The organism is Streptomyces sp. NPDC001137, from assembly GCF_040298885.1.
Classification (GTDB): domain Bacteria; phylum Actinomycetota; class Actinomycetes; order Streptomycetales; family Streptomycetaceae; genus Streptomyces.
Window position 1 is genome coordinate 244,383 of record NZ_JBEPBA010000001.1, and the last position, 24,331, is coordinate 268,713.

The window sequence follows — 24,331 nt, forward strand, 5'->3', positions numbered from 1 at the left end:
GAGCTGCTGTCGTGAAGGACGCCTTCGGCCTCCCCCAGTCCCTGCTCGTCCTCGGTGGTACGTCCGAGATCGCGCTCGCCACGGCCCGCCGTCTCATCGCGCGCCGCACCCGCACGGTGTGGCTCGCGGGACGCCCCTCGCCCGCCCTGGAGCGGGCCGCGGAGCAACTGCGCGGACACGGTGCCGATGTGCACACCGTCGCCTTCGACGCGCTCGACCCCGAGTCCCACGAGACCGCCCTCGGCAAGGTCTTCGCGGAGAGCGACGTCGACATGGTGCTGCTCGCCTTCGGGATCCTCGGCGACCAGGCGCGCGACGAGCGCGAACCCGCCTGGGCGGTGCGCGTCGCACAGACCAACTACACGGGCGCGGTGTCGGCGGCCCTGGTCAGCGCACGCGCGCTGCAGACGCAGGGCCACGGCTCCCTGGTGGTGCTCTCCTCGGTGGCCGGCGAGCGGGCCCGCCGCAGCGACTTCATCTACGGCTCCAGCAAGGCCGGCCTGGACGTCTTCACTCAGGGCCTGGGCGACGCGCTGTACGGCACGGGCGTCCACGTGATGGTCGTACGCCCCGGGTTCGTACGGACGAAGAAGACCGCCGGCCTCGATCAGACACCACTGGCCGAGACACCGCTCGCGACGACCCCGGAGGCGGTCGCGACGGCCGTCGAACTGGGGCTGCGGCGGCGCTCGGAGACGGTGTGGGTGCCCGGCACGCTGCGGGTGGTGATGTCGGCGCTGCGGCACGTGCCGCGCGGGCTGTTCCGCCGGCTGCCCCTGTAGCGGTTAACGGGTCGGCAGCGAGCCGCGCTCCACGTGCCCGGCCTGCGGCGGCACCACCAGGCCGCCGAAGGCGTACTCCCGCAGCTTGCGCCAGACACCGTCCGCGCCCTGCTCGTACAGGGCGAACCCGGTGCACGGCCAGTCGGCCTCGAAGTCGGCGAGCTCCTCGAAGGCGCGGTCCATCGCCTCGTCGTCGATGCCGTGCGCCACCGTGACATGCGGGTGGTACGGGAACTGCAGTTCGCGCGGAACGGGACCGGAGGGGTCGCGGAGCTGCTTCTGCAGCTGGGTGCAGGCCTCGGCGCCCTCGGCGATCCGCACGTAGACGACGGGTGACAGGGGCCGGAAGGTGCCGGTGCCGGACAGCCGCATCGGGAACGGCCGGCCGCTCGCGGCGACCTCCGCCAGGTGCGCCTCGACGGCGGGCAGATCGCTGCCGTCGACCTCGGTCGGCGGCAGCAGGGTGACATGCGTGGGGATGCCGTGAGCAGCGGCGTCGCCGAAGCCCGCGCGCAGCTGTTGGAGCAGGCTGCCGTAAGGCTCCGGGACCGCGATCGACACGCCGATCGTTACGGTCCCCACGTCGTCTCCTGTCGTCGTGACGGATTTGTTCTCAGCCGTCGGCTATCGACTGTACGGCCACGGCTGGGTCGCGGGCAGGCGCGACCGTAGTGATGTGCAGCGCTCTGCCCAGTGGTACGTCTGTGCGGCGGCGCGCGGTCAGTGCTTGGCGGGCAGGAAGCCCACCTTTTCGTACGCCTGGGAGAGGGTCTCCGCGGCGACCGCACGGGCCTTCTCGGCGCCCTTGGCCAGGATCGAGTCCAGCGTCTCCGAGTCGTCCAGGTACTGCTGGGTGCGCTCCCGGAAGGGCGTCACGAACTCGACCATGACCTCGGCGAGGTCCGTCTTGAGCGCGCCGTACATCTTGCCCTCGTACTCCCGCTCCAGCTCGGCGATCGACTTGCCGGTGAGGGTGGAGTAGATGGTGAGCAGGTTGCTGACGCCGGGCTTGTTCTCGGCGTCGTAGCGGATGACGGTGTCCGTGTCGGTGACGGCGCTCTTGACCTTCTTGGCGGTGGCCTTGGGGTCGTCGAGGAGGTTGATGAGGCCCTTCGGCGTGGACGCCGACTTGCTCATCTTGATCGACGGGTCCTGCAGGTCGTAGATCTTCGCCGTCTCCTTGAGGATGTACGGCTTCGGGATGGTGAAGGTCTCGCCGAAGCGGCCGTTGAAGCGCGTGGCGAGGTCGCGGGTGAGCTCGACGTGCTGGCGCTGGTCCTCGCCGACCGGGACCTCGTTGGCCTGGTAGAGCAGGATGTCGGCGACCTGAAGGATCGGGTACGTGAACAGGCCCACGGAGGCGCGGTCGGCGCCCTGCCTGGCGGACTTGTCCTTGAACTGGGTCATGCGGGAGGCCTCGCCGAAGCCGGTCAGGCAGTTCATGACCCAGGCCAGCTGGGCGTGCTCGGGGACATGGCTCTGGACGAAGAGCGTGCAGCGCTCGGGGTCGAGTCCGGCGGCGAGCAGCTGGGCGGCGGCGAGCCGGGTGTTGGCGCGCAGCTCGGCCGGGTCCTGCGGAACCGTGATCGCGTGCAGGTCGACGACCATGTAGAACGCGTCGTGGGACTCCTGCAGGGCCACCCACTGGCGGACGGCGCCGAGGTAGTTGCCGAGGTGGAACGAGCCTGCGGTGGGCTGGATTCCAGAAAGCACACGGGGACGATCAGAGGCCATGTTCACCATTCTCTCAGGTCTGTCGAGCCGATCCGGAACTGGTCGGAAACAGGTGGGATCCGATCTGTGCCCGGAGGTGTAACAAGGGGGCGGGTGGATCGGCTGCCGGGGGGGTCGGATGCGTGGACGTGGAGCGGGCCGGAGGAACGGGTGCCACCGGGGACGGGCCGTGCTGAGGCTCGCACTGCTCGTGCCGGTGTCGACCGCACTGGCACTGTGCGGGGCAGCGGCAGCAGGGACGGAGCGGGCACGGGACGTCCCCGACGTGGCGGTGATCGTCACGGGCGACACGGGCCGTACGACGGCGTATCGCTACGGAGAGCCCTCCTTCGCCCGCCTCTGGCAGCTGCTGGATCCGACGTACGACGGGTCGGAGCAGGTGCCGGAGCGGTGGTTCGAGGGGCGTCATCCGCCGATACGCATCACCGTGACCTGGGGGCTGACCGGCGTCGGGGGCTGGCCGCAGACGAACCGGTCGCCTGGAGGTGACGTGGCCATCGAGCGGCAGGACCAGCTGTTCGTGGCAGAGGACGGCACGCCCTGGGTGCGGTCCGATCCCGCGCCGGAGGTGGACGACGACAACATACGTTGGCACAGGGCGCCACGGGGGCTCTTCGAGCGGATGGACCGGGCCGGGCAGCTCGGCGGGGCCGGGGCCGAGGGGGCGGCCGGGGGGCTGGAGGAGCGTCTGCGGTGGGTGGTGCCGGGGATCGCGGGCGGCCTCGCGGCCGGGATAGGGGGCACGCTGCTGATGCGCCGCGCGGCGGCCCGGCGAGGTGCCGGACCGCCGCGGGAGGAGCCACGACAGGAGCTCATCGATCTCTGAGGACCGCGAGCCGGGGCTTCGTCAGCCCAGGTCGATCTCCGGGTACAGCGGGAAGCCGGCCACGAGGTCGGTGGCCCGGCGCGAGATCTCGTCCGCGATCTTCGGGTCGAGGACGTGCTGCGCCTTGGACGGGGCGCCCGACTTGGTGGTGCCCGGCTCGGCGGTCGTGAGGACGCGGTCGATGAGGCCCGCGACCTCGTCCATCTCGGCGGTGCCCAGGCCACGCGTGGTCAGGGCGGGGGTGCCGATGCGGATGCCGGAGGTGTACCAGGCGCCGTTGGGGTCGGCGGGGATGGCGTTGCGGTTGGTGACGATGCCCGAGTCGAGCAGGGCCGCCTCGGCCTGACGGCCGGTGAGGCCGTAGGAGGTGGCCACGTCGATGAGGTTGAGGTGGTTGTCGGTGCCGCCGGTGACGAGGGTGGCCCCGCGGCGCATCAGGCCCTCCGCCAGTGCGCGGGAGTTGTCGACGATGCGCTGGGCGTAGTCCTGGAAGGAGGGCTGACGCGCCTCGGCGAAGGCGACGGCCTTGGCGGCCATGACGTGCGGGAGCGGGCCGCCGAGGACCATCGGGCAGCCGCGGTCGACCTGGTCCTTGAGGGAGTCGTCGCACAGGACCATGCCGCCGCGCGGGCCGCGCAGCGACTTGTGGGTGGTGGTCGTGACGATCTGGGCGTGCGGAACCGGGTCGAAGTCACCGGTCAGCACCTTGCCCGCGACCAGACCGGCGAAGTGCGCCATGTCCACCATCAGGGTCGCGCCGACCTCGTCGGCGATCTCCCGCATGATGCGGAAGTTCACCAGCCGCGGGTAGGCGGAGTAGCCGGCGACGATGATCAGCGGCTTGAACTCGCGGGCGGACGCGCGCAGGGCCTCGTAGTCGATGAGGCCGGTCGCCGGGTCGGTGCCGTAGGAGCGCTGGTCGAACATCTTGCCGGAGATGTTCGGGCGGAAGCCGTGGGTGAGGTGGCCGCCGGCGTCCAGGGACATGCCGAGCATGCGCTGGTTGCCGAAGGCCTGGCGCAGTTCGGCCCAGTCGGCCTCGGTGAGGTCGTTGACCTGGCGGGCGCCGGTCTTCTCCAGGAAGGGAGCCTCGACGCGGTCGGCGAGGACGGACCAGAAGGCGACGAGGTTGGCGTCGATGCCGGAGTGCGGCTGGACGTAGGCGTGGCGGGCGCCGAAGAGCTCCTTGGCGTGTTCGGCGGCGAGGGACTCCACAGTGTCGACGTTGCGGCAGCCGGCGTAGAAGCGGCGGCCGATGGTGCCCTCGGCGTACTTGTCGCTGAACCAGTTGCCCATCGCGAGGAGGGTGGCCGGGGAGGCGTAGTTCTCGGAGGCGATCAGCTTGAGCATCTCGCGCTGGTCGGCGACCTCCTGCCCGATGGCGTCCGCGACGCGCGGCTCGACCGCGCGGATCACGTCGAGGGCGGCGCGGAAGGCGGTGGACTCGGTGGAGAGGGGCTGCTGCTCTGACATGTCGTCGGCCTCCGGATGGCGTGGCTTGAAGCGTTCACGGTTCACGGCTGGCCCAGGCGCACGGCACTCGCTCACGCAGGCCGCTCCCCGATGGTCGGTCCCATCCCAGCGCGCCAGTCACGGCCCGCAGGTCAGCCTACCGGGCGCGCCGGAACGCGGAGGTCCCGCGTCCACCATGCGGGCGAGGATAAGAAGGGGGCACCCGCACAGCATCTGGCACCTTCGGGAGATTCCGTGACCGCTACGGAGACACTCATCGCCGCCGCCGAGGCGCACAGCGCGCACAACTACCACCCGCTGCCCGTGGTCGTCGCCTCCGCGGACGGGGCGTGGATGACGGATGTGGAGGGGCGGCGGTATCTGGATCTGCTGGCCGGTTACTCGGCGCTCAACTTCGGGCATCGCAACCGGCGGCTGGTGGAGGCGGCGAAGGCGCAGCTGGAGAGGGTGACGCTGACGTCGAGGGCGTTTCATCACGACCGGTTCGCGGCGTTCTGCTCCGAGCTCGCCGAGCTGTGCGGGATGGAGCTGGTCCTTCCGATGAACACCGGCGCGGAAGCGGTCGAGACGGCGGTGAAGACGGCCCGGAAGTGGGGCTACCGGGTCAAGGGCGTGCCCGCGGAGATGGCGAAGATCGTGGTCGCGGGCAACAACTTCCACGGCCGTACGACCACCCTCGTCAGTTTCTCCACCGACCCGGAGGCGCGGGCGGACTTCGGTCCGTACACGCCGGGCTTCGAGATCGTGCCGTACGGGGACCTGACGGCGATGCGGTCGGCGGTCACGGAGAACACGGTGGCCGTGCTGCTGGAGCCGATCCAGGGCGAGGCGGGGGTGCTGGTGCCGCCGGCCGGTTATCTGCCCGCGGTGCGGGAGCTGACACGCGAACGGAACGTGCTGTTCGTGGCGGACGAGATCCAGTCGGGTCTTGGCCGGACCGGAAAGACCTTCGCGTGCGAGCACGAGGGCGTGGTGCCCGATGTGTATGTGCTCGGCAAGGCGCTGGGAGGCGGCATCGTGCCGGTGTCGGCGGTGGTGTCGTCGGCCGATGTGCTCGGAGTGTTCCGGCCCGGTGAGCACGGTTCGACGTTCGGCGGGAATCCGCTGGCGTGTGCGGTGGCGCTGGAGGTGATCGCGATGCTGCGGACGGGCGAGTTCCAGGCGCGGTCCGCGGAGCTGGGCAGTCATCTGCACCGGGAACTCGGGGCGTTGGCCGGCACGGGGCGGGTGAAGGCGGTGCGCGGGCGGGGGCTGTGGGCGGGCGTCGACATCGCGCCGCTCTACGGCACGGGCAGGGAGGTGTCCGAGAAGCTGATGGAGCGGGGGGTGCTGGTGAAGGACACGCACGGGCCGACGGTGCGGATCGCCCCGCCGTTGGTGATCGGGAAGGAAGATCTGGACTGGGGGCTCGCGCAGTTGCGGGCGGTGCTCGGGATCTGAGCCGCGCGGCGGGGCGCCGGCGCGCTGCCGTGCGCCATCGGCTTCGGCTTTGGCTTCGACTTCGACTTCTCTTCGACTTCGGGTACGGCTTCCGGGACCTTCGGCCCTCGACGCCGAGCCGCGAAAGCCGCGAAACTCGGGCGGTACGGGCGTACAGGACACGCTGCGAGAGGTCCGTCATGGGCGGAAACGGGTCGGGGGCCGTGCCGGCGGGTGCGGGGCGGGGGCTCCTGTTTCGGGGGCGTGATGTCGAGGAGTTGCACGCGCTGGTGAGCGAGCGGTTCGCGCCGCACCGGCTGACGGTGCTGGACGAACATCCGGTCGACGGGCGGTTCCGGTGCGTGCACGAAGGGGCCGTGGCGCTGTACGAGTTGGGGTACGGCGCGGAGGTCGATGTCACGCCGGGCGAGTTGCCGGAGTTCTACAACATCCATGTGCCGCTTGCCGGGGACGGCGTCGTCACCGCGGACGGGGTAGCCCTGGCGTCCGTACTCAGCATCGTCAATCCGGGGCAGCGGCTGTCGATGCGGTGGAGCGGGGAGACGCTGAACCGGGTGCTGATCCTGCCCCGGCAGACCGTCGACCGGGCGCTCGCCGTGCGCCTGGGTGAACTGCCCTCCGCTCCCCTGCACTTCGCGCCGGTGCTGGATTCGCGGGCAGGGGCGGTTGGGGCGTGGTTGCGGGTGGTGCGGGCGTTCGCCGAGTTCGCCGACTCGGAGCTGGCGGCGCGATCGCCGCTGGCGGTGGGGCACTTCGAGCAGTTGCTGGTCGACGGTCTGCTGGACGCGCAGCCGCACAGGCTCAGCGACGCGGTGGCGGGGCGCGGACCGGCGGTGCTGCCCCATGCGGTGCGACGGGCCGCGGAGTTCTGCGCCGAGCACGCCCACGAGCCCATCTCCGTGGCCGACATGGCGGTGGCGGCGCGGGTGAGTCTGCGGAGCCTGCGGGAGGGGTTCCGGGCCCATCTGGCCACGACTCCACTGGCGTATCTGCGGCGCGTACGGCTGGATCTGGCCCGGCGCGATCTGCTCGCGATCGCCGACGGGCAGGCGCTGGGGACGGTCACCGAGGTGGCGTTGCGCTGGGGGTTCGCGCATCTGGGGCGGTTCACCGGGCACTACCGGCAGACCTACGGGGAGACGCCTTCACAGACGTTGCGTGGGACCCGGACTGTCGGCGAGTCCGGCGCTATCCACAAAGCGGTGGGGTTTCCGCCGTAACCGGATAGCCCGTCGGGGGGCCTCGGGGCGATGGTGGAGACCTGCCGCCCGGGTCGTGGACGGTGGTTCGGGGGAGCCGAGCCGGGCGGCAGCACGGGCAGGGACAACGGCCCTCGCACATGCACCTTGCGCGGGTGTGCAAAGCCAGAGGTCGGTGAGAGCGGACGCCGGGGCATCGCCGCTTCCTGTGCGTCTCCCCTACAGTCACTTTGTGATCTTTGGGATGGTGTGCGCGCTGGGCGCGGCGGTCTGCTTCGGTACCGCGACGGTTTTGCAGGCGGTTGCCGCGCGGTCGGCCTCCACGGGTGGGGGCGGGGAGGCGGCGCTGCTGCTGCGGGCCTTGCGGCAGTGGCGGTATCTGGCCGGGCTGGCGCTGGACGGGCTGGGCTTCCTGTTCCAGATCGTCGCCCTGCGGTCGATTCCGATCTACGCGGTCGCCGCGGCGCTCGCGTCCAGCCTGGCGGTGACCGGGGTGGTCGCGGCGCGACTGCTGCAGGTGCGGCTGAGCGGGACGGAGTGGGGTGCGGTCGGGGTGGTGTGCGCCGGGCTCGCCATGCTGGGGCTGGCCTCCGGAGCCGAGGGGGACCGCGAGGGGTCGACGGCGCTGAAGTACGCGATGCTCGCGATCGCCGTCGTGGTGCTGCTGCTCGGGCTGTTCGGGGGCCGGTGGTCCGGGCGCGGGCGAGCGCTGGTGCTCGGCCTCGGGGCCGGGTTCGGGTTCGGGGTGGTCGAGGTGTCGGTGCGGCTGATCGACTCGCTCGCACCGTCGGAACTGCTGACCAACCCGGCGACCTACGCCCTCGTCATCGGCGGGGGCGCCGCCTTCCTGCTGCTGACGTCAGCGTTGCAGCGCGGCTCGGTGACCACCGCCACCGCCGGGATGGTGATCGGCGAGACGATCGGGCCTGCGGCGGTGGGTGTGGTGTGGCTCGGGGACCGCACACGTGAGGGGCTCGCCTGGCTCGCGGTGCTGGGATTCCTGGTCGCCGTCGCGGGGGCGCTGGCGCTGGCCCGCTTCGGGGAGGCGCCGACGACGGACGCCACGACCACGGAAGCGGCTGCGTGAGCGAATCTTCCTCCGGCTGCTGAACCGCTGGTAAATCGGCGGGCCCCGTCGACCGTCAGCTCAACGACGGCCGGTGGGAATGGGCGACATGGGCCGCCGGAGCCGGCTGGGCGCCCTGTATCTGATCGACCGGGGGATCGACCCGATCGACTTCGTGCACAGCAACTGCGTAGTTACGGCCCCGCCGGTTCCGGCAGGGCCGCGCACAGCGCGTCCAGGGTGCCCGCCCATGCGCTGTCCGGTGGTGTCCCGTAGCCCACCACCAGCGCGTCGTGCGGCTCTACGGTCGCCAGCGGGTGCCGGTAGCGGTGCAGTCCGTGTACCGCGAGGCCCTGCCAGGCCGCCGCCCGCAGCGTCGCCTGCTCGGTGCCCGGCGGCAGCCGCAGCACCACGTGCAGGCCGGCCGCGATGCCGGTGGCGCCGACCTGCGGGGCCCTGCGCGCGAGTTCCGCGACGAGCGCGTCCCGGCGGCGGCGGTAGCGCAGCCGGGCGGCGCGCACATGGCGGTCGTACGCGCCGGAGGTGAGCAACTCTGCGAGGGTCAGCTGGTCCAGGGCCCCGCAGGAGTCGATGTGCCCCTTGGCCTTCGCCGCCTCCCGGGCGAGGTCCGGCGGCAGGACCAGCCAGGCCAGTCTGAGGCCGGGGGCGAGGGACTTGCTGGCCGTGCCCGCGTAGACGACGTGGTCCGGGTCCAGGCCCTGGAGGGCGCCGACGGGCTGACGGTCGTAGCGGAACTCGCCGTCGTAGTCGTCCTCGACGAGCAGGCCGCCGGTGCGGCGCGCCCAGTCGACGGCGGCGGCCCGCCGGTCGCGGTGCAGGGTGCCGCCCATCGGGAACTGGTGGGCAGGGGTGAGCAGGACCGCGTCCTCGTCCGTCAACTCCCCCGGGTTCGTGCCCCGTTCGTCGAACGGCAGCGGGACCGTCCGCAGACCCGCCTCCGCCAGCAGGTCCCAGTGCACGGAGAGGCCGTACGACTCCACGGCGACGGTGCTCGCGCCGCGCGCCCGCAGTACCGCGCCGAGGATGCGCAGGCCGTGCGCGATGCCGGCGCACACCAGGATGCGTTCGGGGTCGGTGCGTACGCCCCGGGCGCGGGCGAGGTAGTCGGCGAGGGCGGTGCGCAGTTCGATGCGGCCGCGCGGGTCGCCGTAGTCGAGCGCCTGGTACGGGGCCGCGGTGAGGGCGCGGCGGGCGGCCTTGAGCCACTGGGCGCGGGGGAAGAAGGCCAGGTCGGGGGTGCCGGGGATCAGGTCGTAGGCGGGGCGGTCGACGGTGCGGGGGTGGGGTGCGGGTGCGGCGGGCCGGCTCACCGCCCGGTCGGCCACCCGGGTGCCCGAGCCCTGCCGCGCCGTCAGCCAGCCCTCCGCGACCAGGTCGGCGTAGGCGTCGGCGACCGTGTTGCGGGCGATGCCCAGGTCGGCGGCGAGGGTGCGGGAGGAGGGCAGCCGGGTGCCGGGGGCCAGCCGGCCGGTGCGGACGGCCTCGCGCAGGGCGTCGGTGAGACCTCTGCGAAGTCCGGGCCCCGTCGGCTCCAGGTGCAGGTCGACGCCCAAAGTGGCCCAGGATTTCGCCATGGGAATGGACCATACCGCTGGGCTGCCTCACTTCTAGGGTCGAGGGCATGACGACAGAAGAAGCCACCGTGTACGCGCCCGAGCAGCCCGCCCGGCTGCGCTGGGCCCAGCACGCCCCCGAGGTCTACAAGGCGATGGTCCGTCTCGACGCGGCCGCCCGGCAGGGCCTCGACCCGAAGCTGCTGGAGCTGGTGAAGATCCGTGCCTCGCAGCTCAACCACTGCGCGTTCTGCCTGGACATGCACACCAAGGACGCGCTCGCGGCCGGGGAGAGCGTCGAGCGGATCGTCCAGCTCGGGGCGTGGGAGGAGTCGAAGCACTTCTACACGGAGAAGGAGCTCGCCGCCCTGGAGCTGACCGAGGCGGTGACGGTGCTGACCGACGGCTTCGTCAGGGACGAGGTGTACGAGCACGCCGCCAAGCACTTCGAGGAGCCCGAGCTGGCCCGGCTGATCGCCGCGATCACGGTGATCAACGCGTGGAACCGGTTCGCTGTGACATGCCGCATGACTCCCGGCCACTACGAGGCGGGACGGCACCGGTGAGCAAGGTGGACGGCTTCCGCGCCCTGCACCGCGGGCGCGAGCCCGGTGACCCCCTCGTCCTGCCCGGGCCCTGGGACGCCGTCAGTGCCCGGGTGTTCGTCGAGGCCGGGTTTCCGGCGCTCGCGACGCCCAGCGCGGGGATCGCGGCCTCCCTCGGCCATGAGGACGGGTCGACGCCGGCCGACGAGATGTTCGCTGCGGTGGCGCGCATCGCACGGGCCGTGGACGTACCCGTGTCGGCCGACGTCGAGGACGGGTACGGGCTGGCACCGAAGGAGCTGGTGGAGCGGCTCCTGGAAGCGGGGGCCGTGGGCTGCAACCTGGAGGACTCCAGTGGGGGCGTCCTCAAGGACCCGCACGAGCACGCCGAGTGGCTGGCCGAAGTGCGGTACGCGGCCGGGGACTCCCTCTTCGTCAACGCCCGCGTCGACACGTTCGAGTACGGGGACGGAAACCCCGAACGGGCCACCGAGCGGGCCGCGTCGTACGTCGCCGCGGGCGCCGACTGCGTCTATCCGATCGGCGCCCCGGCGGACGTGCTGCCGCTGCTGCGGTCCGGGATCCAGGGGCCGATCAATGTGCACGGCACGCTGGACGGCAAGGGCCCCTCGACCACCGAACTCGGCGAACTCGGGGCCACTCGCATCACCTTCGGACCCGGGTTGCAGCGCTGGGCGGCGCTGGCGCTGCGGGGGATGGCCGGGCAGCTGGGGAAGCTGAAGTGATCAGGACAGCCACGCCTTCCACGTGGACGCGTGGCCGTCCACCCACTTCTTCGCCGCCTGCTCCGGGGTCAGCTTCTGGTCGGCGATCATCAGGGAGACCTCGTTCTGGTCCTCGGTCGTCCACTTGAACTTCTTCAGGAAGGCCGCCGCCTTGCCGCCCCGCTTCGCGAAGTCCGCGTTGAGGTACTTCTGCAGCGGGGTGTGCGGGTAGGCGCAGGCGACCTTCGCCGGGTCCGTGTCGCAGCCCTCCTTGTACGGCGGCAGCTTCACCTCGGTCATGGGGACCTTCTTGAACAGCCACTGCGGCGCGTACCAGTACGTCAGGAAGGGCTTCTTCTCCTTGGCGAACTGTTTCATCTGGGTGATCTGCGCGGCCTCGGAGCCGGCGAACACCACCTGGTAGTCCAGCTTCAGGTTCTTCACCAGCGCCTTGTCGTTGGTGACGTACGACGGTGAGCCGTCCATCAGCTGGCCCTTGCCGCCGCTCTCCGCGGTGCGGAACAGCGACGAGTACTTGTTGAGGTTCTTCCAGTCGGTGATGTCGGGGTGCTGCTTGACCAGGTACGTCGGCACGTACCAGCCGATGTGGCCGGTCACCCCGAGGCCGCCGCCGCGCGCGATGGTCTTCTTGTCGTCGACGTAGCGCTTCTCCTGGTCGGGGTGGCCCCAGTCCTCCAGGATGGCGTCGACACGGCCCTGGCTGAGCGCGTCCCAGGCGGGGACCTCGTCCACCTGGACGGTGTCGACCCGGTAGCCCAGCTTGTGCTCCAGCAGGTACTGGGCGACGGCCACGTTGGACTGCGCACCCACCCAGGACTGGACCGACAGGGTCACGGACCTGGCGCCCTGGGCGTTGGCGAACGGGGACGCCTGCTTGGTCATGTCGGCCGCGCCGCAGCCGGTCAGCAGCACCAGGGAGCCCACCGCGGCGGCCGTACCCACAGTCGTACTCACACTCGTACGAAGTCGCATGTCACGCTCCCTTCTTCGTGCGGCGTTCGGTCGGCTGGGTCACCCGGTCGAGCATCAGGCCGAGGCAGACGATCGCGGCGCCCGCCACCAGGCCGGTCGCCAGGTCGCCCTGTGCCAGGCCGAAGACGGTGTCGTAGCCGAGCGCGCCACCGCCGACCAGGCCGCCGATGACGACGACGGCGAGGACGAGGACCACGCCCTGGTTGACGGCGAGCAGCAACGCCCGGCGGGCCAGCGGGAGCTGCACCTGGCGCAGCTGCTGGGCGGGGGTCGCGCCGAGCGAGCGGGCCGACTCCAGGGCGGCCGGGTCGACCTGGCGCAGGCCCTGTGTGGTGATGCGGACGACGGCGGGCAGCGCGTAGACGACGGCGGCCGCCGCGGCGGGCGCGCGGCCCACGCCGAACAGCGCGACCACCGGGATCAGGTACACGAACTGCGGCATCGTCTGGAAGACGTCCAGGACGGGGCGCAGGGCCCGTTCGACACGGTCGCTGCGGGCCGCGGCGATACCGATGGCGAAGCCCATGACCAGGGTGACGGCGACGGCCGCGAGCACCTGGGAGAGCGTGTCGAGCGAGGGCTGCCACACGCCGAGCACGCCGATCGCGGCCATGGCGAGGACCGCGGTGAGCGCGGTGCGCCAGGTGCCGATCAGCCACGCGAGAGCGGCGACGACGAGCAGGACCGACCACCAGGGCAGCGCCTGCAGTCCGCTGCGGACCGGGTTCAGCACCCAGGTGGTGAAGTGGCCCGCCCAGTCGGCGGTGCCGCCCACGACGGGCACGCCCGAGTACAGGTGCGCGGTCATCCAGTCGACGGCACGGTTGACCGGCTCGGCGATGTCGAACGTCCAGGAGTCGGGCCAGTCGAGGCGGCCCGCCAGCCGTCCGGCGAGCGCGACGGCCACGGCGGCGCCGGCCGCGTAGAGCCACGGGCGGAGACTTCCGGGCTCCTCGCCGGCCTGCTCGCCCGCGGCACCGGTCACGCGGTCCAGTACGACGGCGAGCAGCACGATCGGGATGCCGGCCGCGAGCGCCGCGCCCACGTCGACGGAGGCCAGGGCCTGGTAGACGCGGTCACCGAGGCCGCCCGCGCCGATGACGGAGGCGATGACGGCCATCGACAGCGCCATCATGATCGTCTGGTTGAGGCCGAGGAGGAGCTCCTTGCGGGCCAGCGGGATGCGGGCGGTCAGCAGGCGCTGGGGCGCGGTGGCGCCGAGCGAGTCGACGGCCTCCAGGACCTCCTTGTCGGCGCCACGCAGACCGAGGGCGGTGAGGCGGGCCATCGGCGGTGCGGCGTAGACGACGGTCGCGAGGACGGCGGCGGGCACGCCCATGCCGAAGACCAGGACGACGGGCAGCAGATACGCGTACGCGGGAAGCACCTGCATGGTGTCCAGGATGGGGCGCAGGGCGCGGTCGAGGCGGTCGGAGAGCCCGGCGGCGAGGCCGAGGACCACGCCCACGACGACCGATACGAGCACGGCGACGACCATCAGCGCGAGCGTCTGCATGGTCGCCACCCACATGCCGAGCAGACCGCAGGCCAGGAACGCGGCACCCGTGCCGAGGGCGAGGCGGATTCCGGCGACGCGCCAGGCGACGAGGGCGCCGAGGGCCGTGACGCCGGCCCAGCCTGCGGCGAGGAGCACGAGGTAGACGGCGCGTACGGAGATGACGACGGCGTTGCTGATGTAGCCGAAGAAGTAGAGGAACAGGGGGTTGCTGTCCCGGTTGGCGATGATCCAGTTGCTGGCGGTGGTCAGCGGTTTGGAGAGGTCGACGGTGAGGGCCTGGGGCCAACTTCCGCTGGCCCACTGGGCGTTGGCCAGAGGGACGAGGATTGCGGCGGCGAGGGCGAGGAACAGGATTTTCTGAACCGCGCGGTGTTTCAGGGCTGCGGGGAGTGCTGGGCGAGGGGCCTGTGCAGTGACTGTTGCCATTAGACGGCCTCCGTGTTGGTGCTGGGGGGCGGCGGGGTCGCGGGACCGCGCTGAGCGGGTGCCGCTTTCTGTGGGACGGGTGCCGCCCCAGAGGCGGCGGCTGTGCCCGCCACCACGCCCAGCAGCGTGTCCGCGTCCACCGTTCCGACGCAGTGGCCGTCGGCCATCACGCGGGCCGGGGCGCCTGCGCGGGCGACGGCCTCGATGGCCTCCGAGACCGTCGCCTCCGGGGCGAGCGCCGGTCCGTTGCCCGGCGCTCCCGCGGGTGCGGCCCGCATGGCCGTACGCACCGTCATCACCTGCTCGCGCGGCACGTCCCGGACGAACTCGCGGACGTAGTCGTCGGCCGGGCTGCCCACGATCTCCTCCGGGGTGCCCAGCTGGACGACCCGGCCGTCGCGCATCAGGGCGATGCGGTCGCCCAGCTTCAGGGCCTCGTTCAGGTCGTGGGTGATGAAGACCATCGTGCGGCCCTCCTCGCGGTGCAGGCGGATCACCTCCTCCTGCATGTCCCGCCGGATCAGCGGGTCGAGGGCGCTGAACGGCTCGTCGAAGAGCAGGACCTCGGGGTCGACGGCCAGGGCGCGGGCGAGGCCCACGCGCTGGCGCTGACCGCCGGACAGCTGGCTCGGGCGGCGCTGCTCCATGCCGTCCAGGCCGACCTTGGCGACGACCTCCTGGGCGCGTGCCCGCCGCTCGGACCTGCTCACGCCCTGGATCTCCAGGCCGTACGCCACGTTGTCGAGGACCGTGCGGTGCGGCAGCAGGCCGAAGTGCTGGAAGACCATGGCGGCGCGGTGGCGGCGCAGTTCGCGCAGCCGGGACCTGTCCATGGCGCGGACGTCCTCGCCGTCGATGGCGATCGTGCCGGCCGTCGGCTCGATCAGCCGGGTCAGACAGCGCACCAGCGTGGACTTGCCGGAGCCGGACAGGCCCATCACCACGAACACCTCGCCCTTGCGTACGTCGAAGGAGACGTCACGCACGGCGGCGGTGCAGCCCGTACGGGCGCGGAGTTCCGCGGGTTCCAGCGAGGTCAGTCCGGGGTCGGCGGGGACGCGGTCGGCCTTGGGGCCGAACACCTTCCACAGCCCCTCGACGGAGAAGACGGGTTTGCTCATCACGCTCGTCGCGTTCATCACGCACCACTTCCGATCAGGTCTACGGCTTTCTCCCCGACCATCAGCACTCCGATCATCGGGTTCACGGCGGTCATGGTCGGGAACACGGAGGCGTCCGCGATGCGGATGCCCTCCAGACCCCGGATCCTCAACTGCGGGTCGACGACAGCCAGTTCGTCGTCGCTCGCTCCCATACGGCAGGTCCCGGCCGGGTGGTACACGGTGTGCGCGACCTTGCGCGCGTACTCGCTCAGCTCCTCGTCGCCGGTGAGGTGCGGGCCGGGGGCCACCTCGCGCTTGAGCCAGCTCGCCAGCGGCTCCGTCCGCGCGATCTCGCGGGCGATGCGGATGCCGTCGACCAGGGTGCGGCCGTCGTAGTCGTCCTCGTCCGTGAAGTACCGGAAGTCGAGGGCGGGCTTGACCGAGGGGTCGGCGCTGGTGAGGTACAGCCGGCCGCGGCTCTTCGGCTTCGGGATGTTGGGCGTCATCGAGACGCCGTACCTGGGCCGTTCGTAGCCCAGCCGCTCCGGGTTGTCCGTGAACGGCACCTGGTAGAAGTGGAACATCAGGTCGGGGCCCTGGTGTTCGGGGTCGCGGCGCACGAACAGCCCGGCGTCGCTGTCCATCGCGGAGTTCTCCGGAAGGGGGCCGTGGGTCTCCCAGACGATCACCGACTCGGGGTGGTCGAGGAGGTTCTCGCCGACGCCCGGCAGGTCGAGCGCCACGGGTATGCCGAGCGCCTCCAGCTCCTGGCGGGGACCGATGCCCGAGTGCAGCAGCAGCCGCGGCGAGTCGACGGCACCGGCGCACAGCAGCACCTCGTTGCGGGCCCGTACGAGGATCTCCTCGCCGTCCTTCGTACGGACGTGCACGCCCTCCGCCCGGGTGCCGTCCAGCTCCAGCCTGTACGCCCAGGTCTCCAGGAGGATCGTCAGGTTCTCGCGCTCGTCCATCACCGGGTGCAGATACGCCACCGAAGCCGAGGACCGCTTGTTGTTCTCGGGGTGGTAGGCGAGGTCGAAGAAGCCCACGCCCTCGGTGAACGGCGCGCGGTTGAAGCCCTCGATCCGGGGGACGCCGAGCGCCTGCTGAGCGGCGTCGACGAAGTCGTGGGCGATGTCGTTCCGGTCCTTCTCGTCGACCGGGACGATGTTGTTCAGCAGCCGGGCGTAGTACGCCTCCATCGGCACCGCGCCCCAGCCCTTGGCGCCGGCCTCCTCCCACTCGTCCCAGTCGGACGGCAGCGGCTTGAAGGCGATCAGCGTGTTGTGCGAGGAACAGCCGCCGAGCACCCGGGCCCGGCTGTGCCGGATGTGCGAGTTGCCGCGTGGCTGCTCCGTGGTGGGGTAGTCGTAGTCCAGCTCGCCGCCGAGCAGGCCCATCCAGCGGCGCAGCGTCAATACGTCCTCACGGCCGACGTCACTGGGCCCGCCCTCGATGACGGCCACGGTGACGTCCGGGTCCTCGGTGAGGCGGGAGGCGATGACGGAACCGGCGGTCCCGCCGCCGATGACGACGTAGTCGTATATGTGGGGATTCTCGGACATGGGGGTACAACTCCAGTGGGGGGATCAGAAGCGCCCCTATAGGGGCGCGGGGAACTGCGCGACCAGCCACAACAAGGCAGCAGACGACGGACGACCATCGCGGCACATCCGTAGTCGCCCGATAGCGCTATCCGGCGAACCAGCGCACAGGCTTCGGCGCCAGGTTCTGGTAAACGTGCTTGCTCTCGCGGTACTCCGCCAGCCCCGCAGGGCCGAGCTCACGCCCCACCCCGCTCTTGCCGAACCCGCCCCACTCCGCCTGCGGAAGATAGGGGTGGAAGTCGTTGATCCACACGGTCCCGTGCCGCAGCCGGCCCGCGACCCGCCGGGCCCGCCCCGCGTCGGCGGTCCACACGGCGCCCGCGAGGCCGTACTCCGTGTCATTGGCGAGAGCAACGGCCTCGTCCTCGGTGCGGAACGTCTCCACCGTGAGGACGGGCCCGAAGACCTCTTCGCGCACGACGCGCATCTCGCGGTGGCACTGGTCGAGGACGGTCGGCTCGTAGAAGTAGCCGGCCGCGGGGCGCTCCGGCGAGGGCTCGGGGCGCTTGCCGCCGGTCCGCAGCACCGCGCCCTCGGCGAGCGCGGAGGCGACGTACGACTCGACCTTGGAGCGCTGCTGCGCGGAGACGAGGGGGCCGCACTCGACGCCGTCCTCGGTGCCGCGGCCCAGGCGGATCCGGGCGGCGCGGCGGGCGAGCTCGGCGACGAAGCGCTCCCGTACGGACTCCTCGACGATGAGGCGGGAGCCGGCCGAGCAGACCTGGCCGCTGTGGATGAAGGCCGCGTTCAGGGCCTGGTCGACGGCGGTGTCGAACCCTTCGTCCGTCGCGCAGGCATCGGCGAAGACGACGTTGGGGTTCTTGCCGCCGAGTTCCAGGGCGACCTTCTTGACGCTCGGGGCGGCGGCCTGCGCCACCTTGGTGCCGCTGACCAGGCCGCCGGTGAAGGAGACCAGGTCGACGTCGGGGTGCTCGGCGAGCCGGGCACCGACCGTGTGGCCGGGGCCGGTGACGATGCCCGCGACGCCGGTGGGGAGCCCGGCCTCGGAGAGCAGGTCGATGAGCGCGATGGTGGTGAGCGGGGTGATCTCGCTCGGCTTGATCACGAAGGTGTTGCCCGCCGCGAGAGCCGGGGCGATCTTCCAGCTGGCCTGGAGGAGGGGGTAGTTCCAGGGGGTGATCAGTGCGCAGACCCCGACCGGTTCGTGCACGACGACGCTGTGGATGTCGGGCGAGCCCGCGTCGACGACCCGGCCCGGAGCCTCGCCGGCCACCAGGTCGGCGAAGTAGCGGAAGGCGTCGGCGACGCAGTCGATGTCGACCCGGCCCTCTTCGACGGTCTTTCCGGCGTCACGGCTCTCCAACAGCCCGAGCCGCTCGCGGTCGCGCACGAGGAGGTCGGCGACGCGGCGCAGCAGGGCGGCGCGCTCGGCCACGGGGGTGCGGGGCCAGTCGCCGTGGTCGAAGGCGCGCCGGGCGGCCGCGACCGCCAGGTCCGTGTCCTTCTCGTCGCCCTCCGCGACCAGAGCGAAGCCCTGGCCGTCCGCGGGGTCGATGATCTCGCGCGTGGCACCGGAGCAGGCTTCCCGCCACTCCCCTGCCACGTGGATGGTCGCCTGCGCGTCCAGCCCCTGGGTTTCCGCTCTCTCCGCCATGATCCGTATTGCCTTCCGTTCCTGTTCGGTGCCCCTGAGTGACACGTGTGTCCCTCACGAGGACCGTGAGCACCTGCCCCCCGCCTCCGGTTGCATGCGCAATCCATGGCGAAAAGTGCGCTGCGTCACTGAAAATGCGGGCAAACAGGGCGAAATGGGAGCGGAATGCAACGGAGAGCGGTCAGTCGGTGCCCGGATCCGGGTCGCAGGTCGTGTAGGGCGGGCAGAACCAGTCCAACGCCGTGGTGAGCTGGGCGAGTTGGTCTTCGTGGCTGTCGGAGTCGGGGCCGTAGGAGGCGATGGCGTAGATGTTGCCGTCCGCCGCGACGAAACGCTCGTCGTAGACGTGCCAGGTGCCGATGTCGGGCTCGCCCTTGATCGTGTCGGCCTGGTACTCCAGCCGTGAGCCGGTGAACTCGCCGTCGTCCAGCTTCTGCAGATCGAGCTTCTTGAAACCGGCGGGCTTGGGCGTCTGGTCGGACAGATACAGCTTGAAGGAAGCGTCGGGGGACGACTCCTGCACCTGGTACACCTGCAGCCGGTGCTCCCGGTCGGCGGTGCGGTAGTTGACCACGGCCATCCCGTACTGCGAGGCGACGCTGCTGCGCGACCACCCCTCGGGTATCGCGATCCGGAACCCCTCCGTGTCGTCACGCAGCTCGTACCCGGCGGGCGGCACGGAGGCCGAGGGGGAGGGTGATGCCGTGCCGTCGGCGAACGGCGATTGCGACACGTCCGGCGACGAGGAGGCCGTCGCGGACGGCGCGGAACTCGCCGCCACGTGCTTCTTCCCCGCCCCGTCGTCCTTGCCGACCACCAGGGTCAGTACGAGGCTGACGGCGACCCCGACCACGGCGGCACCGACGACCACGGACCAGACGAGCCGCCGGTTGAGCCCTGCGGCGGGGGCTGGGGCGGGGAGCGGCTCCGGGGGCGGCCAGGAGGCACCGCTGGACCACTCCGGCACGGCCCCCTCGGCCCCCGGGCCGTGCCAGGCGCTGTCCGCACCGCCGGCGGGCCAGCCCTGTGGGCCCACGGTGGGAGCCTCCGGCCCCACGGTGGGAGCCTGCGTCCCCACGGTGGGAGTCGAGGTCGGGGGCGCCGGGTAGGCCGGGCCGGCGGCCGGCACCCCCTCGTTCGCAGGCGTCGGCGCCGGCAGCGTCGGTTCGGCCGCCGGGCTGCCACCCGTGCCGTCCTCCCAGCGCTGGGTGTCCTCGTTCCAGTACCGCTGTCCCCCGCTCATCGTGTCCCTCTCACCGCCCCAGGAGGCCGGCCAGGGCGCCGGCGGAGGAGAGGAAGGTGACCAGGGCCTGGGAGTCGGTGAGCAGTTCGCGCAGGCGCTGGCGGCGGGTGGGCCCCGCCTGGCCGGTGCGGGTGATCTCGGCCTCCGTGTCGGCGAGCGCCTCGCCGAGCGCGACCGTCTGCCCGGTGCTGTTCACCAGCGCCAGGTCTTCCCGCAGCTTCCGCACGGCCGCGAGGAGTTGACGGGTCTCCTCGTCCGGCTGCGCTCCCGTGCCGTGGTGCACATGGCTTTCGGCGCTCGCGTTGTGGCCGGCGGCGACCGCGTTGTTGCTGCCCGAGATGTCACCGATGCTGATGCTCGGCTGTTCACTGGCCATTGCTGTCGTTCCCCTTCTGCGGCGCCGCGCCGCCCGAGACATTGGAACCCGAGGAGTGGGACGACGAGGCGGAGTTCTGCATGCCCGCCGCGATCGAGTTGTTGCTCCCGGAGATGTTGCCGATGTGCACGTCGCCGTTGCTGATGTTCACGACCTTCTGCATGAACTCCCCGGTCTCGTAACCGGCTTCGGCGAGCGCGGCCCGCACCCCGTTCGCGACCCGGTCCTGCACGCTCTTCAGATAGCGCGCCACGTCCATCTCCTGGAAGAGCGAGCCGGTGGGCGTCGAGCCCAGTTCACGCACCGACAGCGCCGGGCCGTCGGGCAGCGCGCCCGCGTACCCGCCGGTCAGCAGCCGCCACACGTACACCAGACCGCGGCCGAGCTGGGCCAAGGAGCGCCCCGCCGAGGCGGGCACCAGGACCACGGCGCCGACCACCTTGCCCAGCACATTGTTGTTGCGGAACCGGTGCGCCGTACGGTCGGCGTCCTTGAAGTCCGCACGCACCGGCGTCAGCACATGCGGCGCTATCTCCAGCATCAGCATCCGGCCCTGCGTGTGGATGCGCACGAAGACGGTGACGACCAGCTCCTCCTCCCAGCCGCCGACGCGGATGCGCAGGAAGTGCCGCCGCTTCTCGGCACCCTCCTCGACCGCCCGCGCGCGGTGCTCCTCGAAGGCCTGCGGGGTGTACGGCGCCTGGTCCCGGGTGAGCAGTCCCTCCGCGGGCAGGAACACGCACTCGTCGATCTCCAGCCAGCGCAGCCGGTCACGCACACCCGGGCCCGCGTACTCGGCCGGGATGCGGAGCTGTTCGAGCAGCGGGCGGATCCGCTTCAGGACCGCGCCGTTGCTGAGCGGCTGCTGCTTCTCCAGCTTGTCCGGCTTCAGCTCGACGGCCAGCACCCAGGTGTCGTACGCCGCTCCGGCCCCGCAGAACGGACGCGCCTCGTGGTACATGACCAGCGGCGCGTGCTGCTCGACGCGGATGCGCTGCTTCAGCCGCTGGAAGCGGGGGTTCTCGACCTGCTCGGCGGGGTCGGAGGCGGCGTCCGGGAAGCGCTGCGGGGAGAGCTCGGCGGCCAGTGCGCGGCTGAACTGGTGGCGCTGGGAGTGCACGCACCAGGCGATGAGCGCGAACACGGCGAGCGTGAGCCAGGCCTGCCACGGCTTGATCACGTCGGCGATGCCGCCCGGCGAGAACGCGTCGCCGATGCTCGGCGAGTCCGAGTAGCCGTAGCCGTAGTCGGAGCCGTACGAACCGTAGGAGGAGGAACGGGTGTCGTCCGAACCGCCGCCGAACGCGGCGACGACGCTCAGGACCAGTATCGTCGCGAAGAAGATACGGCCCCACCAGCGGACGAGGAACGCGGCGACCCGGCGGTACAGCGGTGGCTGTTCGCCGCGGCCCCTGACCCACGGTGCGAGGGCGAGCAGCACGCTCGGCCAGAGGAAGAGGAGCAGCAGCCCTCCGCTGAGGGCCGAGCCGACCACCCACAGTCCGAGGATCGCCCCCGCCCACAGGAGTTCCTGGCGGCGGGCGCGCAGGGCGTGCGCGAGGACGCGGGCGGCGTCGAAGCCGAGCGAGGGCGCGACGATGCGCTGCTCGTTGAGGTGCAGTTCCTCGATCACTCGGTCGCGGTAACCGGAGTCCAGATAGGTGCCCGCGCACAGCAGCCGGGTCGCCTCGCTGGCGTGCGGCGGAGTGGGCGGTGGTGTGGGTGGCGCCGCTGTGGGCGTCGTCGGCTGCGGTTGTTGTGGCACATATGCGGTACTCACGCGAACTCCCCCGATGCGTGGAAAGACCGTTGTCAGACGTTCAGTTGACAAACCATCAGCATAGAGGGGCCGGTGGGGCGGGTGGAAGCGGAATGCCAAGGGACGGACACGGAGGGCAAGGATGGACGGCTCCGTATTCTTTGACTAAAGTCAAAGAATGGAGCCAGGACGTACGGACCCGGTGCCGACGGAGCAGGTGGCGGCCCTCCGCCGGTTCAACCGCTACTTCACACGCCGTATCGGGGCCTTGGACGACCACTACCTCGGCCAGGACCGCCCGCTGGGCGAGGCGCGTCTGCTGTTCGAGATCGCCGGGAACCCGGACGGGGTCTCCCTCCGGGAACTCAGGAGCCGCCTCGGTCTCGACGCCGGCTACCTCAGCCGCATGGCGAAGGCGCTGGAGGCACAGGGCCTGGTCCGGCTCAGCGTCCACCCGGGCGACAACCGGCTGCGCATGGCCCGGCCGACGCCCGCCGGGCACGTCGAGGTCAAGGAGCAGAACCGCCGGGCCAACGCCCTCGCGGCAGGCCTGCTGGACAGCCTCTCCCCCGGCCAGCGGGCGCAGCTGATCGAGGCGATGGCCACCTCGCAGCGCCTGCTGCGCCTGGCCGCCATCACCGTCCAACTCGTCGACGGCGCCGCCCCGGACGCCCGCGCCTGTCTGGACGCGTACGCCGCCGACATCGACGCGCGCTTTCCCGAGGGCTTCGACAAGTCCGACCTGGTGGGGCCGGAGGAGGTGTCCGGCGAGGCGGGCGCGTTCTTCGTCGCGTACGAGGAGGGCCGCCCGGTGGGCTGCGGGGCACTGCGCCGTCTGGAACCCGGCGTCGGCGAGATCCGGCACGTGTGGGTGCGTCCGGAGGCCCGGCGCCTCGGCCTCGCCCGCCGGATCCTCGGCGCGCTGGAGGAGGCGGCCGTCGCGCGCGGCTGCACCGTCGTACGCCTCGACACCCATGCGAGCCTCACCGAGGCGCAAGCGATGTACCGGGCGTGCGGCTACACGGAGATCCCCGCCTACGTCGACCACGTCTACGGCGACCACTGGTTCGAGAAACGGCTGTCGGGCCCGGCCGGCTGACCACCGGGCGAGCAGTTCCCGGACCGTCCGCCGCAGCCAGGCGTGTGCCGGGTCGGCGTCGTGCCGCGGGGGCCAGGCGAGGCCCAGGTGCAGCGGCGGGAGCCGGAGCGGCACGCCGCTGCGGGGCAGGCTGCACGGGCCGGTGGACACGGCCTCGCCGAACTCGGCCTGAGACGCCGGGTGGTGGGGGCGGTCGCCACCTTCCCGGCCTCGCTGTTCATCGTCCGGGACACCGATCTCGTCGGACTGGTCGACTCATGGGCCCTGCCGCCCGCGGCAACCCTCGGCCCGGTCCATCGAACAGCTGGGCGGAACTCAGCACTGCGCCCCGGCCGGGCAGAAGGAGCCGACCGCCATCCTCAGCGGCTCCCGGACCCGTTCGGGGGCGAGGTCCGCGGGGCCGCTGGAGCGGATCGCGTAGAGGGTGCCGTCGGCCGCCCGGAAGCGGTGGTCGATGACCTGGCGGGTGCCCTTGTGCCTGTCGTCGTAGCGGTATGTCAGCTCCGCCCAGGTGTCGCCGTGGTCGCGCTCGACGACCTGGTAGCCGGGCTGCTTGGCGAAGCCGTAGCCGGGGTCGGTCTCGGCGAGGGTCAGCGACTCGTACGGGGTGGCCTCGGTGACCTCGAAGATCTGCAGTTGACGGCCGTCGGAGGGAGCGTCGTAGTAGACGATCCGCGCGAGCTTGCCCTGCTCCGCACGCCGGGTCCAGCCCTTCGGAACGTCGATCGAGTAGCCGACGGGGTCCTGGGCGCGGCGGTAGCCGACGGAGGGGGACGAGGACGTCAGGAGCGAGGCGGACGCGGTGGGGGTGGGCGTCGGGCTCTGTGGCGGGGTCGCCGTGACGGTGACGCTCACGCTCGTCGCGGGCGCGGCCGCGGTGCCGCGCGCCTGGTCGCGGGTGAGGTACCAGGCGCCTGCTCCGCCGCCCGCGCCGAGGACGAGCGTGGCCGCGAGGACCGCCAGGACACGGCGGGCTCTGCCGCGCGGCTGCGCGGGAGGTGGTGGCGGAGGCCAGGTCGGCGGCAGGACGCCGCCCGTGGGCGTCGGTGCGTAGCCCCAGGGCGGTGGCGCCTGACCCGTCTGCGTCTCGGCCGACGACCAGGGCGGTGGAGTCGCCGGCTGCTGGGCGGCCCAGGCCGCCTGGCCTCTCTCCTCGCTCGGTTCACGCTCCGGCCCGAAGCCGGAGCGGCCGTCGTCGTAACCGTCCCAACCGCTCATGACACGCCC

21 protein-coding genes, 1 pseudogene and 1 riboswitch are annotated in these 24,331 nt (G+C 71.7%); of the genes and pseudogenes, 8 read left to right on the top strand and 14 right to left on the bottom strand.

From position 1 onward, the window contains the following. Positions 1–11: 11 nt before the first annotated feature. Positions 12–782, top strand: a complete 771-nt coding sequence (dprE2, locus tag ABT254_RS01150; protein ID WP_351462356.1) for a decaprenylphospho-beta-D-erythro-pentofuranosid-2-ulose 2-reductase — start codon at positions 12–14, stop codon at positions 780–782. A 3-nt stretch (positions 783–785) separates the two neighbouring features. Here the strand turns inward: dprE2 and ABT254_RS01155 are convergent, their stop codons facing one another. Next, on the bottom strand, positions 786–1,364 hold the full coding sequence (locus ABT254_RS01155) for a 2'-5' RNA ligase family protein (protein WP_351462357.1): 579 nt from the start codon (positions 1,362–1,364) through the stop codon (positions 786–788). Positions 1,365–1,502: 138 nt separating this feature from the next. After that, positions 1,503–2,516 (bottom strand): tryptophan--tRNA ligase, encoded by a 1,014-nt coding sequence (gene trpS, locus ABT254_RS01160; RefSeq protein WP_351462358.1) that lies wholly within the window; start codon positions 2,514–2,516, stop codon positions 1,503–1,505. Positions 2,517–2,685: 169 nt separating this feature from the next. On the opposite strand from trpS, the gene ABT254_RS01165 reads away from it, so the two are divergent. Next, entirely contained in the window at positions 2,686–3,342 is a 657-nt protein-coding gene (locus ABT254_RS01165) for a hypothetical protein (protein ID WP_351462359.1), read from the top strand. A 21-nt stretch (positions 3,343–3,363) separates the two neighbouring features. On the opposite strand, the gene ABT254_RS01170 is transcribed toward ABT254_RS01165, so the two are convergent. After that, positions 3,364–4,815, bottom strand: a complete 1,452-nt coding sequence (locus ABT254_RS01170) for a glycine hydroxymethyltransferase (protein WP_351462360.1) — start codon at positions 4,813–4,815, stop codon at positions 3,364–3,366. Positions 4,816–4,858: 43 nt separating this feature from the next. Continuing rightward, a riboswitch (ZMP/ZTP riboswitch) is annotated at positions 4,859–4,946 on the bottom strand. A 103-nt stretch (positions 4,947–5,049) separates the two neighbouring features. Between ABT254_RS01170 and rocD the strand changes: the two genes are divergently transcribed. The 3 genes from rocD to ABT254_RS01185 all read left to right on the top strand — a co-directional run bounded on the left by rocD (position 5,050) and on the right by ABT254_RS01185 (position 8,541). Further along, positions 5,050–6,255: an ornithine--oxo-acid transaminase gene (rocD, locus tag ABT254_RS01175; RefSeq protein ID WP_351462361.1), complete on the top strand. Its 1,206-nt coding sequence runs from the start codon at positions 5,050–5,052 to the stop codon at positions 6,253–6,255. Between the two features lie 269 nt (positions 6,256–6,524). Continuing rightward, positions 6,525–7,475 (top strand): AraC family transcriptional regulator, encoded by a 951-nt coding sequence (locus ABT254_RS01180; protein WP_351462362.1) that lies wholly within the window; start codon positions 6,525–6,527, stop codon positions 7,473–7,475. A 223-nt stretch (positions 7,476–7,698) separates the two neighbouring features. After that, entirely contained in the window at positions 7,699–8,541 is an 843-nt protein-coding gene (locus ABT254_RS01185; RefSeq protein WP_351462840.1) for a DMT family protein, read from the top strand. 173 nt (positions 8,542–8,714) lie between these two features. Here ABT254_RS01185 and pdxR read toward each other — a convergent pair whose 3' ends face one another. Continuing rightward, positions 8,715–10,115: a MocR-like pyridoxine biosynthesis transcription factor PdxR gene (gene pdxR / locus ABT254_RS01190; RefSeq protein WP_351462363.1), complete on the bottom strand. Its 1,401-nt coding sequence runs from the start codon at positions 10,113–10,115 to the stop codon at positions 8,715–8,717. A gap of 47 nt (positions 10,116–10,162) precedes the next feature. Between pdxR and ABT254_RS01195 the strand changes: the two genes are divergently transcribed. Both ABT254_RS01195 and ABT254_RS01200 read left to right on the top strand, forming a co-directional pair. Next, positions 10,163–10,660 (top strand): carboxymuconolactone decarboxylase family protein, encoded by a 498-nt coding sequence (locus tag ABT254_RS01195; RefSeq protein ID WP_351462364.1) that lies wholly within the window; start codon positions 10,163–10,165, stop codon positions 10,658–10,660. Then, positions 10,657–11,385: an isocitrate lyase/PEP mutase family protein gene (locus ABT254_RS01200; protein ID WP_351462365.1), complete on the top strand. Its 729-nt coding sequence runs from the start codon at positions 10,657–10,659 to the stop codon at positions 11,383–11,385. Before ABT254_RS01195 ends, ABT254_RS01200 begins: the two co-directional genes overlap by 4 nt. Here the strand turns inward: ABT254_RS01200 and ABT254_RS01205 are convergent, their stop codons facing one another. The 8 genes from ABT254_RS01205 to ABT254_RS01240 all read right to left on the bottom strand — a co-directional run bounded on the left by ABT254_RS01205 (position 11,386) and on the right by ABT254_RS01240 (position 22,026). After that, positions 11,386–12,357 (bottom strand): ABC transporter substrate-binding protein, encoded by a 972-nt coding sequence (locus tag ABT254_RS01205; RefSeq protein ID WP_351462366.1) that lies wholly within the window; start codon positions 12,355–12,357, stop codon positions 11,386–11,388. A 1-nt stretch (position 12,358) separates the two neighbouring features. Continuing rightward, positions 12,359–14,302 carry an ABC transporter permease gene (locus ABT254_RS01210; protein ID WP_351462367.1) on the bottom strand — a complete coding sequence of 648 codons (1,944 nt, stop codon included), beginning with the start codon at positions 14,300–14,302 and terminating at the stop codon, positions 12,359–12,361. Continuing rightward, positions 14,302–15,441 (bottom strand): quaternary amine ABC transporter ATP-binding protein, encoded by a 1,140-nt coding sequence (locus ABT254_RS01215; RefSeq protein WP_351462368.1) that lies wholly within the window; start codon positions 15,439–15,441, stop codon positions 14,302–14,304. Before ABT254_RS01215 ends, ABT254_RS01210 begins: the two co-directional genes overlap by 1 nt. Further along, positions 15,441–16,970: a GMC family oxidoreductase gene (locus ABT254_RS01220; protein WP_351462369.1), complete on the bottom strand. Its 1,530-nt coding sequence runs from the start codon at positions 16,968–16,970 to the stop codon at positions 15,441–15,443. Before ABT254_RS01220 ends, ABT254_RS01215 begins: the two co-directional genes overlap by 1 nt. Before the next feature lie 127 nt (positions 16,971–17,097). Then, complete coding sequence (locus ABT254_RS01225; protein ID WP_351462370.1) at positions 17,098–18,627, bottom strand: aldehyde dehydrogenase family protein; 1,530 nt, start codon at positions 18,625–18,627, stop codon at positions 17,098–17,100. A 181-nt stretch (positions 18,628–18,808) separates the two neighbouring features. Beyond that, positions 18,809–19,870: a serine/threonine kinase C-terminal domain-containing protein gene (locus ABT254_RS01230; RefSeq protein WP_351462371.1), complete on the bottom strand. Its 1,062-nt coding sequence runs from the start codon at positions 19,868–19,870 to the stop codon at positions 18,809–18,811. A 10-nt stretch (positions 19,871–19,880) separates the two neighbouring features. Continuing rightward, positions 19,881–20,246, bottom strand: coding sequence for a hypothetical protein (locus tag ABT254_RS01235; RefSeq protein ID WP_351462372.1), 366 nt, complete (start codon positions 20,244–20,246; stop codon positions 19,881–19,883). Continuing rightward, complete coding sequence (locus ABT254_RS01240; protein ID WP_351462373.1) at positions 20,236–22,026, bottom strand: AbeC-like domain-containing protein; 1,791 nt, start codon at positions 22,024–22,026, stop codon at positions 20,236–20,238. The genes ABT254_RS01235 and ABT254_RS01240 overlap by 11 nt, the downstream gene beginning before the upstream one ends. 157 nt (positions 22,027–22,183) lie before the next feature. Between ABT254_RS01240 and ABT254_RS01245 the strand changes: the two genes are divergently transcribed. After that, a complete protein-coding gene (locus tag ABT254_RS01245) occupies positions 22,184–23,104 on the top strand; it encodes a GNAT family N-acetyltransferase (RefSeq protein WP_351462374.1) in 921 nt (306 codons plus the stop codon). On the opposite strand, the pseudogene ABT254_RS01250 reads toward ABT254_RS01245, so the two are convergent. Next, positions 23,105–23,218 (bottom strand): annotated as a pseudogene (locus tag ABT254_RS01250) (LysR family transcriptional regulator); the annotation flags it as partial. 201 nt (positions 23,219–23,419) lie between these two features. Continuing rightward, positions 23,420–24,322, bottom strand: a complete 903-nt coding sequence (locus ABT254_RS01260) for a serine/threonine kinase C-terminal domain-containing protein (protein ID WP_351462375.1) — start codon at positions 24,320–24,322, stop codon at positions 23,420–23,422. Positions 24,323–24,331: the final 9 nt, after the last annotated feature.

What these genes read in the sequence shown, in the direction of transcription:
- pdxR (WP_351462363.1), bottom strand. Translation starts at nt 10,115, where the DNA reads ATGGCGAAATCCTGGGCCACTTTGGGCGTCGACCTGCACCTGGAGCCG.
- ABT254_RS01195 (WP_351462364.1), top strand. Translation starts at nt 10,163, where the DNA reads ATGACGACAGAAGAAGCCACCGTGTACGCGCCCGAGCAGCCCGCCCGG.
- ABT254_RS01205 (WP_351462366.1), bottom strand. Translation starts at nt 12,357, where the DNA reads ATGCGACTTCGTACGAGTGTGAGTACGACTGTGGGTACGGCCGCCGCG.
- ABT254_RS01185 (WP_351462840.1), top strand. Translation starts at nt 7,699, where the DNA reads ATGGTGTGCGCGCTGGGCGCGGCGGTCTGCTTCGGTACCGCGACGGTT.
- ABT254_RS01230 (WP_351462371.1), bottom strand. Translation starts at nt 19,870, where the DNA reads ATGAGCGGGGGACAGCGGTACTGGAACGAGGACACCCAGCGCTGGGAG.
- ABT254_RS01220 (WP_351462369.1), bottom strand. Translation starts at nt 16,970, where the DNA reads ATGTCCGAGAATCCCCACATATACGACTACGTCGTCATCGGCGGCGGG.
- ABT254_RS01245 (WP_351462374.1), top strand. Translation starts at nt 22,184, where the DNA reads ATGGAGCCAGGACGTACGGACCCGGTGCCGACGGAGCAGGTGGCGGCC.
- trpS (WP_351462358.1), bottom strand. Translation starts at nt 2,516, where the DNA reads ATGGCCTCTGATCGTCCCCGTGTGCTTTCTGGAATCCAGCCCACCGCA.
- ABT254_RS01235 (WP_351462372.1), bottom strand. Translation starts at nt 20,246, where the DNA reads ATGGCCAGTGAACAGCCGAGCATCAGCATCGGTGACATCTCGGGCAGC.
- ABT254_RS01210 (WP_351462367.1), bottom strand. Translation starts at nt 14,302, where the DNA reads ATGGCAACAGTCACTGCACAGGCCCCTCGCCCAGCACTCCCCGCAGCC.
- ABT254_RS01260 (WP_351462375.1), bottom strand. Translation starts at nt 24,322, where the DNA reads ATGAGCGGTTGGGACGGTTACGACGACGGCCGCTCCGGCTTCGGGCCG.
- ABT254_RS01215 (WP_351462368.1), bottom strand. Translation starts at nt 15,441, where the DNA reads ATGAACGCGACGAGCGTGATGAGCAAACCCGTCTTCTCCGTCGAGGGG.
- ABT254_RS01170 (WP_351462360.1), bottom strand. Translation starts at nt 4,815, where the DNA reads ATGTCAGAGCAGCAGCCCCTCTCCACCGAGTCCACCGCCTTCCGCGCC.
- ABT254_RS01225 (WP_351462370.1), bottom strand. Translation starts at nt 18,627, where the DNA reads ATGGCGGAGAGAGCGGAAACCCAGGGGCTGGACGCGCAGGCGACCATC.